The organism is Halarchaeum nitratireducens (assembly GCF_017874695.1).
Lineage (GTDB): Archaea > Halobacteriota > Halobacteria > Halobacteriales > Halobacteriaceae > Halarchaeum > Halarchaeum nitratireducens.
Genome location: NZ_JAGIKY010000001.1, coordinates 136,237 through 152,206, shown reverse-complemented (window position 1 = coordinate 152,206; position 15,970 = coordinate 136,237). Strand labels below are relative to the sequence as shown.

Annotated in this window: 15 protein-coding genes; 9 read left to right on the top strand and 6 right to left on the bottom strand. The window is 67.9% G+C overall.

From position 1 onward, the window contains the following. Window positions 1-69: 69 nt before the first annotated feature. The 4 genes from J2754_RS00715 to J2754_RS00700 all read left to right on the top strand — a co-directional run bounded on the left by J2754_RS00715 (window position 70) and on the right by J2754_RS00700 (window position 3,908). Window positions 70-951 carry a branched-chain amino acid ABC transporter permease gene (locus J2754_RS00715; protein ID WP_188877184.1) on the top strand — a complete coding sequence of 294 codons (882 nt, stop codon included), beginning with the start codon at window positions 70-72 and terminating at the stop codon, window positions 949-951. Then, window positions 948-1,952 (top strand): branched-chain amino acid ABC transporter permease, encoded by a 1,005-nt coding sequence (locus J2754_RS00710; protein ID WP_211086401.1) that lies wholly within the window; start codon window positions 948-950, stop codon window positions 1,950-1,952. The genes J2754_RS00715 and J2754_RS00710 overlap by 4 nt, the downstream gene beginning before the upstream one ends. 331 nt (window positions 1,953-2,283) lie before the next feature. Then, window positions 2,284-3,069, top strand: coding sequence for a 2-keto-4-pentenoate hydratase (locus tag J2754_RS00705; protein WP_188877186.1), 786 nt, complete (start codon window positions 2,284-2,286; stop codon window positions 3,067-3,069). Window positions 3,070-3,137: 68 nt separating this feature from the next. Beyond that, on the top strand, window positions 3,138-3,908 hold the full coding sequence (locus J2754_RS00700; protein WP_211086400.1) for an IclR family transcriptional regulator: 771 nt from the start codon (window positions 3,138-3,140) through the stop codon (window positions 3,906-3,908). A 6-nt stretch (window positions 3,909-3,914) separates the two neighbouring features. Here the strand turns inward: J2754_RS00700 and J2754_RS00695 are convergent, their stop codons facing one another. Next, a complete protein-coding gene (locus J2754_RS00695; RefSeq protein ID WP_211086399.1) occupies window positions 3,915-4,688 on the bottom strand; it encodes a 2-keto-4-pentenoate hydratase in 774 nt (257 codons plus the stop codon). A gap of 109 nt (window positions 4,689-4,797) precedes the next feature. On the opposite strand from J2754_RS00695, the gene J2754_RS00690 reads away from it, so the two are divergent. From J2754_RS00690 to dmpG, 3 genes are all read left to right on the top strand, one after another. Next, a complete protein-coding gene (locus J2754_RS00690) occupies window positions 4,798-6,294 on the top strand; it encodes an aldehyde dehydrogenase family protein (RefSeq protein WP_188877190.1) in 1,497 nt (498 codons plus the stop codon). 192 nt (window positions 6,295-6,486) lie between these two features. After that, entirely contained in the window at window positions 6,487-7,428 is a 942-nt protein-coding gene (locus tag J2754_RS00685; protein ID WP_188877192.1) for an acetaldehyde dehydrogenase (acetylating), read from the top strand. After that, window positions 7,421-8,455, top strand: a complete 1,035-nt coding sequence (gene dmpG, locus J2754_RS00680; protein ID WP_211086398.1) for a 4-hydroxy-2-oxovalerate aldolase — start codon at window positions 7,421-7,423, stop codon at window positions 8,453-8,455. The genes J2754_RS00685 and dmpG overlap by 8 nt, the downstream gene beginning before the upstream one ends. Before the next feature lie 10 nt (window positions 8,456-8,465). Here the strand turns inward: dmpG and J2754_RS00675 are convergent, their stop codons facing one another. Further along, window positions 8,466-8,858, bottom strand: coding sequence for a VOC family protein (locus J2754_RS00675; RefSeq protein WP_211086397.1), 393 nt, complete (start codon window positions 8,856-8,858; stop codon window positions 8,466-8,468). Between the two features lie 180 nt (window positions 8,859-9,038). On the opposite strand from J2754_RS00675, the gene J2754_RS00670 reads away from it, so the two are divergent. Next, complete coding sequence (locus J2754_RS00670) at window positions 9,039-9,998, top strand: VOC family protein (protein ID WP_188877196.1); 960 nt, start codon at window positions 9,039-9,041, stop codon at window positions 9,996-9,998. A 119-nt stretch (window positions 9,999-10,117) separates the two neighbouring features. After that, window positions 10,118-11,089 carry an amidohydrolase family protein gene (locus J2754_RS00665; protein WP_211086396.1) on the top strand — a complete coding sequence of 324 codons (972 nt, stop codon included), beginning with the start codon at window positions 10,118-10,120 and terminating at the stop codon, window positions 11,087-11,089. A gap of 82 nt (window positions 11,090-11,171) precedes the next feature. Here J2754_RS00665 and J2754_RS00660 read toward each other — a convergent pair whose 3' ends face one another. The 4 genes from J2754_RS00660 to J2754_RS00645 all read right to left on the bottom strand — a co-directional run bounded on the left by J2754_RS00660 (window position 11,172) and on the right by J2754_RS00645 (window position 15,679). Further along, entirely contained in the window at window positions 11,172-11,570 is a 399-nt protein-coding gene (locus J2754_RS00660; protein WP_188877198.1) for a universal stress protein, read from the bottom strand. An 88-nt stretch (window positions 11,571-11,658) separates the two neighbouring features. Further along, the gene (locus tag J2754_RS00655; RefSeq protein ID WP_188877199.1) at window positions 11,659-13,017 is read right to left on the bottom strand and encodes an SLC13 family permease; all 1,359 of its coding nucleotides are present in this window, start codon (window positions 13,015-13,017) and stop codon (window positions 11,659-11,661) included. A 19-nt stretch (window positions 13,018-13,036) separates the two neighbouring features. Continuing rightward, a complete protein-coding gene (locus J2754_RS00650; RefSeq protein ID WP_188877200.1) occupies window positions 13,037-14,323 on the bottom strand; it encodes an amino acid ABC transporter substrate-binding protein in 1,287 nt (428 codons plus the stop codon). A 111-nt stretch (window positions 14,324-14,434) separates the two neighbouring features. Beyond that, window positions 14,435-15,679 (bottom strand): tyrosine-type recombinase/integrase, encoded by a 1,245-nt coding sequence (locus J2754_RS00645; RefSeq protein WP_188877201.1) that lies wholly within the window; start codon window positions 15,677-15,679, stop codon window positions 14,435-14,437. Between the last annotated feature and the right edge of the window lie 291 nt (window positions 15,680-15,970).

The following is a 15,970-nucleotide window of genomic DNA, read 5'->3' as shown; positions in this document are numbered from 1 at the left end:
CGTCCGCGACCGCGGACCGCCCGCAGTACCGCCGACTCACCACGCAGACCGACACCACCCAACGAACTCATGGTATCAATCGACCTCCTCGCACAGACGGTCAGTAACGGCGTCCTCCTCGGCGGGATCTACGCGCTCGCCGCGCTGGGGCTCTCGCTCATCTTCGGAATCATGGACGTGGTCAACCTCGCGCACGGCCACCTGCTGATGCTCGGGGGCTACGTGGCCATCGTCCTGTTCACGATGGCCGGCCTCTCACCGCTCGTCGGGATGCTCGCCGCGATGCTCGTGCTGTTCGTCATCGGGATCGTTCTCCAGCGCGCCCTGCTCGAACGCGTCGTCGACGAGGGGATCGAGCAACCGATCCTCGTGCTGTTCGGGGTCGCGCTCGTCTTCCAGAACCTCGGCCAGCACTTCCTCGGCTCGGACGCGCAGTCCACCGAGTTGACGCTCGGCATCGGCGGGATCGACCTCGGTCCGGTATTGCTCTCCCCGTCGCGGACGGTGACGTTCGTCGTCGCCGTCCTGCTCGTCGTCCTGACGTGGCTGTTCCTCGAATACACCTCGACGGGGCACGCGATCCGCGCGACATCGCAGAACCGGGCGGCCGCCCGGTACGTCGGGATCGACACCGACCGGATCTACATGCTGACGATGGGGGTCGGCGCGGCGCTGGCCGGGGCGGCGGGGTCGCTGCTCTCGATGCTGTTCCCGATCGACCCCTACGTCGGCTGGTCGTACCTCCTGAAGTCCTTCGCCGTGGTCGTCCTCGGCGGCGTCGGAAGCATCATCGGGACGCTCGTCGGCGGCGTCATCCTCGGCACGGCCGAGAACGTCACCGCGCTGTTCCTCGGCGGGAGCTACCGCGACGTGATGACGTTCACCATCTTCCTGCTCGTGCTCCTGCTGAAGCCCGAGGGGCTCTTCGGAACCGGGGGTGGTGGCGAATGAGGACCGAGCGCTTCACGCTCGGCGTCCCGTCCTCGAAGCGGACCGTCGCGGCCTCGCTCGTCGTGCTCGCGGCGATGCTCGTCGTCCCGTTCGTGACGACGCCGTACTACACGGGACTGGCGATGACCGCGCTCGTCTTCTTGATGCTCGGCGTCTCGTGGAACCTGCTCGCGGGCTACGCCGGGCAGATCTCGCTCGGGCACGCCGCCTTCTTCGGCCTCGGGGCGTACGTCGCCGCGTGGCTCACGACGCCGGCGGCCGCGGGACTCCCCGCGATCCCCGTCCCGCTCTCGCATCCGATCGTCGCGCTCGTCCTCGGCGGCGTCGGCGCGGCGCTCGTCGCGCTCGTGACGGGGCCCGTGATGTTCCGCCTGCGCGGACACTACTTCGCCATCGGGACGCTCGCGCTCGCGGCGATCATCCGCCTCGTCCTGACGGACAAGCGCTCGATCAGCGGCGGGTCGACCGGCTACTACCTCAACGCAGGGATGGGCGAGGTCCCGACGTACCTCCTCACGGTCGTCGTCGCGGCGCTCGCCACGGTCGGCGTCTACCTCGTGGTGAACAGCCGCCTCGGCCTCGGGATGCGCGCGATCCACGACGACGAGACCGCGGCGAGCGGCCTCGGCGTCGATCCCCTGCGCTACAAGATGTACGCCTTCCTCATCTCGGCGTTCATCGCCGGCCTCGCGGGGGCGGCGTACGCGCTGAACTCCCTCTACATCAATCCGACCTCGACGCTCGCGGTGACGTGGACCGTCGATACGCTCGTCATCGTCATCCTCGGCGGGATGGGGACGGTCGCCGGTCCGCTGTTCGGGACGGTAGTCTTCATGGTCATCGACAACGGACTGACGAGCGTGCTCGGCGGTCTGGCGACGACCGTCGAGGGCGTCATCATCATCCTCGTGGTCATCTTCCTCCCCGACGGGATCTACGGCTCTCTCAAGTCGTACGTCGCGGGGCGGAACGAGAGCGACGACGCCGCCACCAGCGGCTGAGACCCGCCGCTCGTCGACCCGCGCTCGCGGTCGCTTTTTCGCCGCGTCCGTGTTCGTGTCCACCCCGACCGTGCGAGGAGCGACGGCGACGTGCCGATCAGGACGGCGACGAGTCGTTTTGTAGGAGAAAACGCCGGTGGTCGTCGATCCTCGGATCGACAGACGAACGCCGCGATACCGGGTTCGAGCCGTCGGATCGCGGCACCGACGGCCGTCTTTTACATAGATATACCCGTAATGAATTGGCTCCGAGAATCGTTTTGGATGAGAAAACGCACTGTCGCGGACGCGACCACAAACGTATTTGCGGACGGCGGGTCTCTGATAGATCGTGACACTCGACGATCGGACCATCGACGACATCGCGGCGTCGCTGTACGAGGCGTATCGGAGCGGCGAGCCGGTGGCGAAGCTGACGGACGAGTACGACTTCGACGTGTCGGACGCGTACGCGATCCAGTCCCGCGTCGTCGACAGCCACGTCGCGGACGGCGCGTCCGTGGTCGGCCACAAGGTCGGACTGACGAGCGAGGGGATCCAGACCCAACTCGGCGTCGACGAACCCGACTTCGGGCGGCTGCTCGACACGATGTTCGTCGAGGAGGGAGCAGTGCCCGCCGGCGACCTCATCGAGCCGCGCGTGGAACCCGAAGTCGGCTTCCTCATGGCGGAGACGTTGGAGCCGCCGGTGACGTACCTCGACGTGTTAGAGGCGACCCGCGGCGTCCTCCCCGTCCTGGAGATCATCGACAGCCGCGTGCGCGAGTGGGACATCGACATCGAGGACACGGTCGCGGACAACGCCTCCTCGGCGCTCTACCTCACGGGCGAGACCCTGACGCCCGTCGACGGCCTCGATCTCTCGCTCGAGGCCGTCAAGCTCTATCGGAACGGCACCGTCGCGGACGCGGGCGTCGGGAGCGCCGTTCTCGGTCACCCCGCGCGCGCCGTCGCGTGGCTGGCGAACACGCTCGACGAGATGGATCAGCGAATCGAGGCCGGGAACCTCGTGCTCAGCGGCTCGCTCACGCCCGCGCTCGACATCGAGGCCGGCGACGTCCTCACCGCGGAGTTCACCTCCATCGGGTCCGTGACCACGCGGGTCGGCGAGAACTGAGACGCGAACCCACCCGAGTTTTCACACGGAAAACAACCTATTTACGCGCGGGGCGTCTGGGGTCCGGTATGGCGAAGGAAGCGAACCACCCCGTCCGGACGACCGAGAAGTCGCTGGCGCTGATCGAGCGGTTGCGCGAGGCGGACGGTGCGCGGATCCGCGACCTCGTCGGCGTCGAGGGACTGAGCAAGGGAGCGGTGCACAACCACCTGAGCACCCTGCGCGAGCACGGCTACGTCACGAAGGACGGCGAGGAGTACCGGCTGAGCCTCCAGTTCCTCACGCTCGGCGGACACACCCGCGGGCGAACGCCGCTCTATCGCTACGGGCGCGCGAAGGCCGATCAGCTCGCCGCCGACACGGGGATGTTGACGAACCTCGTCACGGAGGAGAACGGGCGCGGCGTCTACCTCTACCAGGCGCGCGGCGATTACGCGGTCAACCTCGATACGCACGTCGGCTACCGCATCCGTCTGCACTACACGGGGGTCGGGAAGGCGATCCTCGCGTACCTCGATCGGGAGCGCGTCGACGAGATCGTCGACGAGTGGGGGCTCCCCATGGAGACTGAGAACACGATCACCGACCGGGCGGAACTCCACGCGGAGCTCGATCGGATCCGCGAGCGCGGCTACGCGACCGACCACGAGGAGCGCACGGAGGGGTTGGCCTGCATCGCCGCGCCGATCCGCCTCGACGACGAGATCCTCGGGGCGATCAGCATCTCCGCGCCGACGCAACGGCTCGGGAACGAGGGGTTCGACGAGGCGATCGTCGGGGAGGTCGAGAGCACCGCGAACGAGCTCGCTCTCGACCTCAAATACCGCTACGACGGCTGAGAGGGATCACTCGGCGCGGACGGAGATCGAGCCGATGGTGGCGAACTCGATCTCGTAGACGTCGCCGGGTTCGATGTCGATGGCGGCGGGGATGCCGCCGGTCATGATCAGCTCGCCGGCCTCGATCTTCTCGCCGCGATCGGCGAGGCGGTTGACGAGCCACGCGACGGCGCGCGCGGGGTTGCCCATGATGTCGCCGCCGATGCCGGAGGATTCGAGCTCTCCGTTGACGGAGACGGCGATGCTCTCCATCACGAGATCGACCTCGGAGGGGTCCCTCATCGACTCGCCGAGGACGACGCCCCCGGCGGAGGTGAGGTCGGCGATGACGTCCTGCGCGGACGGAATGGCCCACCCGGCGAAGCGGCTTTCGAGGATCTCGACGACGGGGACGACCGCGTCGGTGGCCGTGACGACGTCGAGCGGCGTGACCGGCGCTTCGAGGTCCTCGCCGAGGACGAGACCGATCTCGGCCTCGATCCGCGGCGAGATCATCTCGTCGACCTGGACCGGCCCCTCGAGGAGGGTCTCCTCGACGACGGGGGCGAAGATGGGTTCGGGGATGCCGAGTTGCTCCTGTTTCGCCTCGCTCACGAGACCGAGCTTGTGGCCGAGCGTGCCGCCGTCGCTGATTCGATCGAAGACGTGCGCTTGGATCTCGTAGGCCTCCTCGGTGGTGAACTCCGTCTCGTCGCTGAGGGGCTCGATGGGGTCTTTGGTGTCGTACGCCTCGTAGAGTGTGTCGGCGAGCTCGTCGAGCTCCGACTGGCTGAGAGCCATACGGCACAGTGGCCGGAGCCACTACTTAATCGTACCGTCCGCGTCAGTCGACCCGAACCGTTCCTTCCGGTATCCCTATATGCGTGAGATCCGACGTGTGAACACGAAGATGAGTGACGCAGCCCCGACCGTGGAGGGAAGCGAGATCGCACTGGACGCCGACTGGAACGCCGCCTACATCGACGGGGAGTGGCGCCGCCTAGAGGGGCGCGAGCGCATCGACGTGACCAACCCGTCCACCGGCGAGGTCATCACGCAGGTCCCCGCGGCTTCGCGCGACGACGTCGACGAGGCGTTCGCGGCCGCGAAGGAGGCGCAAGTCGAGTGGGAGAACACGCCCCTGGAGGAGCGCGCGTCCGTCGTCCGCACCGTCGCCAAGCTCCTCGAAGAGTACGAGGACGAGGTCCGCGAGATCCTCGCCGCCGAGGGCGGCAGCGCGAAGTCCAAGCAGGACATCGAGTGGGGCGGCTCCGTCTCCTTCGGCTACGACGCCGCGCAGTACGCGTATCGCGCCGACGGCCGCCACGCGCAGTCACAGATCCCCGGCAAGGAGAACATCGTCGAGCGAAAGCCCGTCGGCGTCGTCGGCGTCATCTCGCCGTGGAACGTCCCGCTGAAGCTCTCGTTCCGCGCGGTCGCGCCCGCGATCGCCACGGGGAACAGCGTGGTCCTCAAGCCCGCCGAAGACACGTCCATCTCCGGCGGCCTGCTCCTCGCGCGCCTCTTCGAGGAGGCCGGCCTCCCCGACGGCGTCCTGAACGTCGTTCCGGGCGAGGGCGCGACCGCCGGCGACCAGGCGGCCTCCCACCCCGACTGCGACGTCATGGCGTTCACCGGCTCGACGCGGGCCGGTCGGATCGTCGGGAAGAACGTCGTCGACCACTTCGGGTTCCCCGCGCTCGAACTCGGCGGGAACAACCCCCACGTCGTCCTGGAGGACGCCGACCTCGATGCGGCCGTGGAGGCGGGGACCTTCGGCTCCTTCTGGAACCAGGGGCAGGTCTGCATCTCGATCAACCGCCACATCGTCCACGAGTCCGTCTACGACGAGTACGCGGAGCGCCTCGCGGAGCGCGCGGCGGAGCTCAAGGTCGGGAACCCCGTCGATGACGACGACGTCGTCGTCGGTCCGATCATCAACGAGAGCCAGCGCGATCAGATGATGGAGTACGTCGAGGAGACCGTCGAGGCCGGCGGCGAGGTCCTCACCGGCGGCGAGGCCGACGGCCTGTTCGTCGAGCCGACCGTCATCACGAACGTCACGAACGACATGGCGGCGGCGTGCAACGAGCACTTCGGCCCCATCGTCCCTGTCATCCCCTTCAGCGACGACGAGGAGGCCGTCGAGATCGCCAACGACACCGAGTACGGCCTCGCCGGCTCGGTCCACTCGGGCGACCTCGGCCGCGCGCGCGACGTCTCCGACCAGATCGATGTCGGGATGATGCACGTCAACGATCAGCCGGTCAACGTCGAGCCCCACATGCCCTTCGGCGGCATGAAGGAGTCCGGCATCGGCCGCTACAACGGCGAGTACATCATCGACGAGTTCACCGAGGTCAAGTGGACGTCGGTCCAGCGCGAGGACCGCGGCTACCCGTTCTAGCGCCGACCACGGCGCGGCCTCCAGCCGCGTTCGCGTGCGGACCCGACCACGCCACCGCCGCGGGCCGCTCCCGACCGCTGTCCCCGAGTCGTCCCTCGTCGCCGTCGAGGGCGGCCGGCGCGCCCGGTCCCGCGCAAGCCGTCTCGCGTGACCGGCAGATTTATGAGAAAGCTTCATAAATATACCTTATACATGACCGTAGACGCGGCCATCGTCGGACCCGGGAACATCGGGACCGACCTGATGTACAAGATCTTGGATCGGGGGGAGCGCGTCGACCTCCAGCGGATGATCGGCATCTTCCCCGTGGAGGAGTCCGACGGGCTCCAGGCCGCCGTCGACGAGGGGATCGACGTCGGGACGGACGGCATCGACAGCGTCCGCGAGCACGCCGACGAGTTCGACGTCGTCTTCGAGGCGACAAGCGCCGGCGTCCACGAGCAGAACGCGCCGGTGTACGAGGAGCTCGGCCTGTTCGCCATCGACCTCACGCCCGCGGCCGTCGGCCCCTACACGGTGCCGGTCGTGAACGTCGAGGACGTCCTCGGCGAGACGAACAACATCAACATGGTCACCTGCGGCGGGCAGGCGACCATCCCGATGGTGCACGCCGTCGACCGCGTCGCGGACGTCGAGTACGCGGAGATGGTCTCGCACATCGCCTCGAAGTCCGCGGGGCCCGGAACGAGGCAGAACATCGATAAGTTCACGCAGACGACGGCCGCCGGACTGGAGGAAGTCGGCGGCGCGGACGACGGGAAGGCGATCATCACGCTCAACCCCGCCGAACCACCGATCATGATGCGCAACACCGTCCACACCCAGGTCTCGGACAGCATCGACGTCGACGAGGTCCGGGCCTCCGTCGACGACATCGCCGCGGAGATCCAGTCGTACGTCCCGGGCTACGAGGTCACGCTCGAACCGACGGTCAAGGATCAGGACGACGTCGGTTTCGACCTCGGCGACACCGTGATCCTCACGACGCAGCTCGAAGTGGAGGGGGAGGGCCAACACCTCCCGCCGTACGCGGGCAACCTCGACATCATGACGAGCGCGGCGCTCGGTGCGGCCGAGCGCGTCGCCGAGCAGTGGGAGGCCGAGGCGGCCGTCGGGGGTGAGCAGGATGACTGAGTCACCGCGCGTCGTCGACATGACGCTGCGCGACGGCATGCACGCCGTCGACCACCAGTTCACGCCCGAGCAGATGGCGGAAATCGCGGGCGCGCTCGACGACGCCGACATGGACGTCGTCGAGGTCTCGCACGGCGACGGAATGGGCGGTTCCTCGATCAACTACGGGATGGCCGCGGCCTCGACGGAGGAGTACCTCGAAACCGTCGCCCCCCAGCTCACCGACACCGAACTCTCCGTCCTGCTCCTCCCCGGCATCGGGACCGTCGAGAAGCTCGACATGGCGGCCGATCACGGCGCGGACATCTGCCGGATCGCCACGCACGCGACCGAGGCCGACATCTCGCAGGATCACTTCGAGTACGTCAAAGAGCGCGGGCTGGAGGCCAACGGCCTGCTGATGCTCTCGCACATGGCCGCGCCGGAGACGCTCTTGGAGCAGGCCCAGCTCATGGAGGAGTACGGCGCGGACGTCGTCTACCTCATGGACTCGGCGGGCGCGCTCCTCCCCGATGGCGTGCGCGAGCGCGTCGGCTTGCTCGTCGAGGAGCTCGACATCGACGTGGGCTTCCACGCGCACAACAACCTCGGACTCGCCGTCGGCAACACCCTCGCCGCGCTCGACGAGGGCGCGGTCACCGTCGACGGCTGTCTGCGCGGGCTCGGCGCCGGGTCGGGCAACACCCAGATGGAGGTGCTCGTCGGCGCGCTCGAACGCGCGGGCTACGACGTCACCCCCGACCTCTACGGCACGATGGACGCCGCCGAGGAGGTCCTGCTGCCGATGCTCGACGAGGACACGATGCCAGAGCTCGACAACGACTCGCTGATGCTCGGCTACGCGGGCGTCTACTCCTCGTTCCTCCGGCACGCGCGCCGCGAGGGGAAGCGCTACGGCGTCGACCCGCGCGACATCCTCGTCGAGCTCGGCGAGATGGAGGTCGTCGGCGGACAGGAGGACCTCATCACGGACGTCGCGGAGCGCCTCGCGGAAGAACGGGAAACCGCCGTCGAAGCCGACGACTGAGCCGTCCGCCTCAGTCGTCGAACGCGTCGTCGTCGATCAGTTCGATCCCGTAGCCGTTCGGGTCCTCGATGAAGGCGATACGCGCGCTCGCGCCCTCGGAGTCGAGCGGACCGCGCACGTGCGTACAGCCCGCCTCCTCGACGAGGTGCTCGACGGTCGCGTCGACGTCGTCGACGCCGAAGGCGAGGTGATCGAGCGCGGTCGGCTCGATCGGCTCGTCGTTGTCACGATCGGGGTGGTGCTTGAACTGCAGGACGACGCCGTTGTCGCCTTCGAGATAGACGTTCGTCGCGCCGTCGCCGCCCTCGAACTCGTTCAATTTCGTCAGGCCGATTTCCGTCTCGTAGAACTCAAGCGTCGATTCGAGGTCCGACACCCACAGGGCGCTGTGTAGCACGTCCATGCCCGGGCGGACACGAGCGGCGATGATAAATCGATCGGGTTCGGCCGCTTCGCGCTCACGACGCACACACAATATTTATTATAGATCGTCGGAACTACTGTGATAGATGAACACAGACGTGAGGAGCGATCCGTTCACGATCAGGGGAACGACCGCGCGGCCGCTTCGGGGGGGCATCGAATGAATCGGTGGGAGTCCCCGATCGCCAAACTCGGACACGTCGCGACGCACACGACGGACCTCGACGAGTCGGTGTGGTTCTTCCGCGACGTGCTGGGGCTCAAGCTCACGGAGCGCGAGGACGGCGTCGCGTACTTCCGCGGCCTGCGCGACTGGGAGCACCACACCCTCGCCGTCATCGACTCCGGGCAGACCGGCGTCGACCACATCGCCTTCCGCACGAAGACGCCGGAGGCCGTCGACGACCTCGCCGAGTCCTTCGAGGCGAACGGCGACGACGTGACGTACGTCGAGGCCGGCGAGGAGACCGGGCAGGGCGAGGCGATCCGCGTCGAGAAGTTCGGTCACCCCTTCGAGTTCTACTACGACGTCAAGAAGCCGCCCGCGCCCGAGGGAGAGCGCTCGCGTCTGAAGAACCGCGTCTACAGCGAGGCCTCGGGTAACCGCATCTCCCCGCGGCGTATCGACCACGCGCACGTGCAGGACAGCGTCTCGCCGGCGCACGCGGACTGGCTCCACGACGAGCTGGGCTTCCAGCTCAACGAGAAGTACCTGACCGAGGACGACGAGACGTGGGGCTGGTGGTTCTCCGTCACGCCGCTCCCGCACGACTTCGCGATCCACCGCGAACCCGCTGGGAGCGACCCCCAGTTCCACCACCTCGCCTACCACCTCGACAGCCTGAACGACCTCTGGGAGGCCGGGAAGGTGCTCGCCGAGCACGGCATCGAGCCGGACGCGTGGCCGGGTAAGCACGCGATCACGAGCGCGGACTACCTCTACGTCTCCGACCCGGCGAGCGGGCTCTGCATCGAGTTCTTCGCCGGCCCGGGCTACCTCAACTTCGAGCCGGACTGGGACCCGATCGAGTGGAACGAGTCCGAGATCGGCGGCGAGACGAACCACCAGTTCGTCGGCGAGGGCCCCGGCTGGGACGGGCTCGCGTACCCCGACGAGTAGGGCTCGACGACGCCCCGACGGCGATGGCGCCCGGCGTTGCAGGATCCGACGATACGCGTGTCGCCGCGACGCCGCGTCGGAGCCAAAGAACTATGGCCGCGTTGGGTTTAGCGTGACGTATGCCGGAGATCATCGACGGGTACACCCACGTGCTGACGGAGGAGTTCTTCGACACGATCACCGAGGAGTTCGGCTTCCAGGGTCTCGACGGCCGCCCCGATTTCCTCTGGGACATCGAGCAGCGCAAGGTCGACATGGCGGACTACGGCGTCGACAAGCAGATCATCACGCTCGCGCTCCCGACGATGTTCCAAGGGATGGAACACGACCTCGCTTTGGAGATCACGAAGCTCGCCAACGACGAGATCCGGCGGCTCGCCGACGAGCACGAGGAGTTCATCCCCGTGGGGACGATCCCGAAGGTCAGCGAGGCGTTCATGGCGGAGTTCGACCGATGCGTCGAGGACCTCGGGATGGTCGGCGTGCAAATGTTCTCGAACATCGACGGCCGACCGCTCGACGATCCCGCGTTCCGACCGCTGTTCGAGCGCGCGGCCGCGACGGACACGCCGCTGTGGATGCATCCCCAGCTCTGGAAGTGGTACGACTGGGCCTCCGAGTACATGGAGCATCGGCTCTTCGGCTGGCCGTTCGATACGACGCTCGCGCTCTCGCGGCTCGTCTTCGGCGGCGTGATGGAGGAGTTCCCGGACCTCGAACTCGTCTCGCACCACGGCGGCGGGATGGTCCCGTTCTACGGCGAGCGCATCGCCATGTTCTACCGCCAGCGCCAGAACTACCCGGAGAACTACGCGGGCTTCCACGAGAACGCCGCCGAGCTCTCGAAGCCCGCCGAGGCGTACTTCGAGCGCTTTTACGCGGACACCGCGGTGTCGGGCTCGGCGCCCGCGATCGACTGCGCGTCGTCCTTCTTCGGCTCGGGGAACGTGCTCTTCGGAACCGACTACCCGTTCAGTCCCGAGCGCGGTCGCGAGACCGTCGAGCTCACGATCGAGGCCGTCGAGAACACGCACCTCGACGAGGCGGCGCGCGAGGACGTCTACGCGGGGAACCTCCGCGACCTCATCTGAGCCGAGGGCGCGACCCCGACGCGGAGCGTCGAAAGTCGGTGCACGGCAGGTCGGCCCGCTGTCCACTTCGTCGCCCGCGCCGCTACGTCGGGCCGGGTGCGAGGACGACCGGTCGGTCTGCGTCGTGGAGGACCGATTGCGCGGTGCTCCCGAACATCACCTTGCCCGCCGCGGAGCGCCGGCGGCCGCCCAGACAGACGAGGTCGGCGCCGATCTCGACGGCCGCCTCCAACACCTCCGAGGCGGGGTCGCCGCTTCGCTCGTGGATCTCGACGTCGAAGCCGGCGGCTTCGAGGCGCTCGCTAGCGTGCCTGACCGAGGAGAGCTGAGCGGCGCTCGCGCCCTCGGGGTTCTCCGTGAAGCAGTGGACGAGTCCGACCTCGACCTCGTCGGCGTCGTAGAGCCGTTCGACGGTTTCGCTGACGCGGATCGCGTCGTTCTCGTCGCGCGAGACGGCGACGAGTACAGTGCGTGACGACATCGTTCGACGTTGGGTCGTGTAGCGACAAAAACCCCCGTCCCGGCCACGCCCCGATCACATACTCGCCGTCCCCGAGGGGCCGAACGTCTCAGAGCGTGAGGTACCCGATCTCAGCGGGGAGGAGCACGAGAACGGTGGCGATCGAGAGCAGCGAGGCGGTGCGGATGACGTCTCGGGTCTCGACGAGGTCGGCGCGGAGGATGACGACGAGGACCGCGGACTGATACGGGAAGAAGAAGGTCGCGAGCGCACTCGCCTCGACGTACGCGACGTGGTCGACGGGGATCCCGGCGCTCGCGGCGAACGTCACGAGGATCGGGGTGAGGACGCTCGAAACGGCGACGCCCTCGATGACGAAGGTGAGCGCGAGCGTCACGAAGAAGACGCAGCCGAGGACGACGGCGCTCGGCGCGTCCGCGGGGATGAAGCGGAGGAGGGCGTTCGCGGCGGTCTCGGTGAACCCCGTCTCGGCGAGGGCGGCGGAGATGGCGAAGACGGCACCGACGAAGAAGACGACGGAGAAGTCGACGTCCTCGACGGCCCCGTAGTCCATGACGCCGACGCGGGGGAGAAGCGCGAGAACGGCGACGAGGAGCGCGCCGAACATCGGATGGAGGCCGTGGACGGCGTCGCTCGCCCAGAAGGCGACGCCGACGAAGAGCAGACAGAGCATCCGCCGGGCGTCGCCCGTCTCGCCGTCCGCGGCCGACGGCGGGGAGAGCGCGGCGTCCGGTGACGGTCGATAGAGGACGCCGACGACCGCGAAGATGAGGAGGACGCGCGCGAGGCTCATGACGGGAAAGAGCGAGACGAACCACTCGCTCCACGTGATCGAGACGCCGGCGACCGATTCGACGATCCCCGTGATGATGACGTTCGGGAGGTTCGCGGTGAGGATCCCCGACGCGCCGTAGTAGGTGGCGAACAGCGGCGCGAAGAAGACGCCGAGTCGCGGCCGTCGGTCCTCGAAGACCGTCCCGATCGCGACGAGGACGGGAATGGCGATGAGGACCCGGACGAGCGCGGCCGGCAGGAGGAGCGCGAACGCGAGGGCGACGGCGCACAGCAGGGCGAGCAGCCGGTAGTAGAGCCCGCGGGGGTCCGCGCCGGCGACGTCGAGGTGCCGGAAGACGAACGTCTGCGTCGCGGTGGCGAGGCCGCTACGGCGCGTCGCCTCGCCGACGACGAGACCGAAGACGATGAGCCACGTGGCCGGCGAACCGAAACCGGAGAGGGCGAGCGCCGGCGTTTGTGCCACCCCGATGAGACCGATGGCGGCGAGGCCCGTCACCCACGGCGGGACGGGCGCGGCGATCCAAGCGACGATGGCGAAGAGGGTGATGGCGAGGACGCGCGCCTGGGCGGTCGGCATCGGAGCCGCGAGCGCGACGCCGGCCGCGAGGGCGGCGCCGAGAAGAGCGGCGACCCACGACTGCGTCCGGCTCATCGCCGCGAGGATGCCGGCGTCAGCGCTCGCTCCACGGCGTCAGCGGGTACTCGAAGTCGACGGCCGCGTCGCCCTCGGTGTCCGGGTAGGCGAGGTGTTGGCCGCCCTCGCGCCACTGACCGATCGGCGCGGTGAGCTGGCCCTCCTCGGGGAGCCCGTTGTCCTCGAAACCGAAGGTCCCCAGGACGGTCTCGAACGTCGTGGTTCGCAGTGCTTCTCGAAGCGCGCCGGGGTCGGTGGAGCCGGCGGCGCGGAAGGCCTGATCGGCGACCTGCGCGACGTTGAACGAGGAGCCGACCATCACCGGCAACAGCTTGTCGTCGGGGTAGTCGTAGGCCCGGGCGTGGAGCTCTTGGAGGGTATCGTTGCCGTTGCCCGTGAGACCCGGAACCCAGCCGGGACACATCGTGACGCCCTCGCCGGTGGCGCCCAGTGCCGACCAGAAAGCGTTGGGGTCGGCGCCGCGGACGAACTGGACGGCTTTCGGAGAGAAGTCGTTCGACTTCATCTGCTTCATCGCGGTGATCGCGCCGGGCGGCGTCGGCACGGAGAGCAGTACCTCGACGTTCGCGCTCTTCGATTGGGAGATGAGCGTGGAGAAGTCCTGCGTTCCGAGGCTGTACTTCTTGCGCAGGACGATATCGTAGCCGGCCGACGAGAGCGCGTCGTCCCAGTAGTTGGACTGCTCTTCGCCCCAGCCGGTGTTGGGTTCCCAGATCCCGATGTTCGTCGGCTGCTGGTCGTCCGGGAGCATTCCGAGCATGCCGGCGGTCGCGGTGGCGACGTCGCGCGACTTCGCCATCGGCGCGAAGGTCCACCGGTAGTTCTTCTCGATGTGGGGCGCCATGTAGGCGAACGCCGTGCCGACGAAGGGTATCTCCTGTTGTTCGGCGAAGGCGCTCCCGGCCGTGACGAGGAGGCTGGAGAAGCTCCCCCAGAGCATGTCGACGTCGTTGTCGCTGGTGATAGACTGGAGGTTCGAGCGGACTTTCTTCGGGTCGCTCTCGTCGTCTTCGAGGATGAGCTCGACCGTCTGCCCGTCGATCCCTCCGTTCTGGTTCATCAAGTCGACGCCGATCCGGTACCCCTGTTCGAGGTCCTCGCCCAGCGAGGAGAACTGGCCGGTCCGGGGGACGGTCCCACCGATGGTGATCGTGTCGCTCCCCCCGCCACCGCTCCCGCCGCTCTCGCCGTTGCCACCGCCGCCGAGGGTACAGCCGGCCAGTCCAGTCAGTCCCGCGACGCCAGCGACACCGCTCGTCTTCAGGTACGCGCGTCGTCCCAGCACGCCGTCTCTCGAAGTCATACTGAACGAAAGATTGTGGTAGAAGAAGATAAAGTCTATGATTATCCGTGTGGGATACCGGCGTCGAAAGTGTGCAAGAACCGTCGCGGGGGCGATCGGATCGAACGCAGGTCAGTCGAAGAGGTCGGCGAGCGACTTCGCCATGACCCGCCGGAGGTGCATCCGTCGGTCGGCCTCGCTCAGGTAGTTCTCGATCACGACGGAGGCGTCAGCGGATCCCTGTGCCTCCGCGACCGGCGTGAAGCGCTCGGCGACCTCGACGACGGCCTCGCCGTAGCGCGCGTACCAGAACCGTCGCCCGTACTTCGGCGTCGGGGGTTCGTCGCGGACCGTCACACCCGCCCGCTCGACGAGGTCGGCGAACCACCGGCGCAGGGTGTCGACGTGGACGTGCCTGGTCGTCGCGGCGTCGGAGGGGAAGACGTACCCCGTCCACCCCTCGCGGTCGGCGACCCCGTCGAGACGGCGGTCGAGTACCGCGTCGCCGGCGAGCATCGCCACCGTTCCCGGACCGTTCTTCCGGTCGCCGTCGCGGAAGTCGAGGTACGGGTAGTCGTCGTCCGCGGGATCGAGGACGACCTGTCGGACGTGGAGCGCGGCCAGTTCGGAGGGGCGCAACCCCCACCCGCAGAGGCCGACGACGAGGACGCGCTCGCGGGCCGAGTCGGCCGCGTCCCAGAGCGCCTCGACGTCCGCGGCGGCGAGCGCGGGATTGTCCCACTCGGGAACGTCGAGGCCGAGGCGGGTCTCCATCCGCCGCATGGGGTTGTAGCTGACGTAGCCCGCGTCGTGGAGTTCGCGGTAGAAGCGTCTGACGTCCTCGACGTACTTGCGCCGCGCGGCGGGCGTCTCAAGCGTCCGGTCGAGCACCTTGCAGACGGCGAACGCGCGGTCGATCTCCGCGGCGCGCCGCGACTCGTCACGCAGTCCGTCGAGGACGTCGGGCCCGTGGAGGTCGCAGTAGAGACGGACGTACTTCTTCAGGCGGGAGCGATAGGGGCGGATCGTCGTCTCGGGATGGCCCCGATAGCGGAGTTCCTCCAAGTGCGCGTCGAGTCGCTCGCGCGTGCGCGCGGCGGCGTCGTCGTCGGGCAGTCCCCAGTCGTAGCCGTCGTCCGCGTCGTCCGCGTCGTCCGCGAGCACTCGCTCGCGGTAGAACGAAGCGGGCGAGGCGTCGAAGGCGCGCTGGAGGTGCTTGACGAGGCCGGGGTAACGCCCGTTGAGCCAGCGGTACGTCGGCGGTTCGTCGTCCGGGCGGCGATCGCAGTCCGGATCGGCGCGCATCTCGGGGACGACGGTCTCGCGGAGGAAGGCGGCGCAGTCGGCGCGATCCATCGTCGAGTAGCGATCGGTCATGGCGGAAGCGGTGGGGTGGCCGGCGTTCAAGCCGGCCGATCCCGGTAGGTAGCGAGAGACAGTCAAGTGACTTAGTAGTTGTCTTGTACCGTTGTCCGCAGTCAGACAACCGTGCAAGACGATGTGGGTCGCATATCGGCCGAATCTCTATAAAGTATATGTAGCTATATCAAATCCGTCGGGTGGGCCATGCCAACCTGGCTGTTTGGATTTCTACAAACCACCTCTCCTCTAACAGTTTCTCTCTCTCGGTTGGCATCTGGACATCCTAGGGGATTAGTCTCGTTTCAC

Excerpts from the sequence above, each read along its gene's own strand:
- J2754_RS00715 (WP_188877184.1), top strand. The coding sequence starts at position 70 with ATGGTATCAATCGACCTCCTCGCACAGACGGTCAGTAACGGCGTCCTC.
- J2754_RS00710 (WP_211086401.1), top strand. The coding sequence starts at position 948 with ATGAGGACCGAGCGCTTCACGCTCGGCGTCCCGTCCTCGAAGCGGACC.
- J2754_RS00700 (WP_211086400.1), top strand. The coding sequence starts at position 3,138 with ATGGCGAAGGAAGCGAACCACCCCGTCCGGACGACCGAGAAGTCGCTG.
- J2754_RS00695 (WP_211086399.1), bottom strand. The coding sequence starts at position 4,688 with ATGGCTCTCAGCCAGTCGGAGCTCGACGAGCTCGCCGACACACTCTAC.
- J2754_RS00690 (WP_188877190.1), top strand. The coding sequence starts at position 4,798 with ATGAGTGACGCAGCCCCGACCGTGGAGGGAAGCGAGATCGCACTGGAC.
- J2754_RS00685 (WP_188877192.1), top strand. The coding sequence starts at position 6,487 with ATGACCGTAGACGCGGCCATCGTCGGACCCGGGAACATCGGGACCGAC.
- dmpG (WP_211086398.1), top strand. The coding sequence starts at position 7,421 with ATGACTGAGTCACCGCGCGTCGTCGACATGACGCTGCGCGACGGCATG.
- J2754_RS00675 (WP_211086397.1), bottom strand. The coding sequence starts at position 8,858 with ATGGACGTGCTACACAGCGCCCTGTGGGTGTCGGACCTCGAATCGACG.
- J2754_RS00670 (WP_188877196.1), top strand. The coding sequence starts at position 9,039 with ATGAATCGGTGGGAGTCCCCGATCGCCAAACTCGGACACGTCGCGACG.
- J2754_RS00665 (WP_211086396.1), top strand. The coding sequence starts at position 10,118 with ATGCCGGAGATCATCGACGGGTACACCCACGTGCTGACGGAGGAGTTC.
- J2754_RS00660 (WP_188877198.1), bottom strand. The coding sequence starts at position 11,570 with ATGTCGTCACGCACTGTACTCGTCGCCGTCTCGCGCGACGAGAACGAC.
- J2754_RS00655 (WP_188877199.1), bottom strand. The coding sequence starts at position 13,017 with ATGAGCCGGACGCAGTCGTGGGTCGCCGCTCTTCTCGGCGCCGCCCTC.
- J2754_RS00650 (WP_188877200.1), bottom strand. The coding sequence starts at position 14,323 with ATGACTTCGAGAGACGGCGTGCTGGGACGACGCGCGTACCTGAAGACG.
- J2754_RS00645 (WP_188877201.1), bottom strand. The coding sequence starts at position 15,679 with ATGACCGATCGCTACTCGACGATGGATCGCGCCGACTGCGCCGCCTTC.